The following is a 961-nucleotide window of genomic DNA, read 5'->3' as shown; positions in this document are numbered from 1 at the left end:
GGGCGATGGCGCCCTCCAACGGGCCGCCCGATCCGCAAACCGAAGACGAGCCCGCGGTGCCGCCGCCCCCGCCGGGCGCCCCCGACGGGGTGGTGGGCGTCGCCCCGCACGCGACGATCATCTCGATCCGGCAGTCCTCGCGGGCCTTCGAGCCGGTCAATCCGGGGCCGGGCGATCCCAACTCGGACGAGAAGGTCAAAGCCGGCACGCTGAACACGTTGGCGCGGGCGGTGGTTCACGCGGCGAACATGGGCGCCAAGGTGATCAACATTTCGGTGACCTCATGCCTGCCGGCGGTGTCATCGACCGACCAGCGGGCGCTGGGAGCGGCGGTGTGGTACGCGGCGACCGTCAAGGACGCGGTGATCGTGGCCGCCGCCGGCAACGACGGCGAAGGCGGCTGCGACAACAACCCGATGTACGACCCGCTGGACACGTCAGATCCGCGCGACTGGCATCAGGTCAAGGTCATCTCCTCGCCGTCGTGGTTCTCCGACTATGTCTTGTCGGTGGGTGGTGTCGACGCCACCGGCGCCCCGATCGACAAGAGCATGTCGGGCCCCTGGGTCGGGGTGGCAGGGCCCGCCACCCACATCATGGGTCTTTCGCCGCAGGGCGGTGGCCCCGTCAACGCCTACCCGCCTTCGAGGCCGGGCGACAAGAACATGCCGTTCTGGGGCACCAGCTTCTCGGCGGCATACGTCAGCGGCGTCGCGGCGCTGGTACGCGCCAAATACCCAGAGCTGAGCGCACATCAGGTGATTAATCGGATCGTGCAGTCGGCGCATAACCCACCTTCCGGGGTCGACAACAAGGTGGGCTACGGGCTGGTCGATCCGGTCGCCGCCCTGACGTTCAACATCCCACCCGGCGACAAGGTGCCACCGGGTGCGCACAGCCGGGTGATCACCCCGGCTCCGCCTCCTCCACCGCCGGACCACCGGGCACGCAACATCGCCAT

At 69.1% G+C, this 961-nt stretch carries 1 protein-coding gene; it reads left to right on the top strand.

What is annotated here, in order from left to right:
• The coding region (gene mycP / locus A5764_RS23750; RefSeq protein WP_067118147.1) for a type VII secretion-associated serine protease mycosin at positions 1–961 on the top strand (961 nt) is incomplete at both ends.

It is taken from the genome of Mycobacterium sp. 852002-51057_SCH5723018, assembly GCF_001667035.1.
GTDB lineage: Bacteria > Actinomycetota > Actinomycetes > Mycobacteriales > Mycobacteriaceae > Mycobacterium.
Note: the sequence above shows the minus strand (reverse complement) of the source record. Positions and strands in the feature narration are given on the sequence as shown.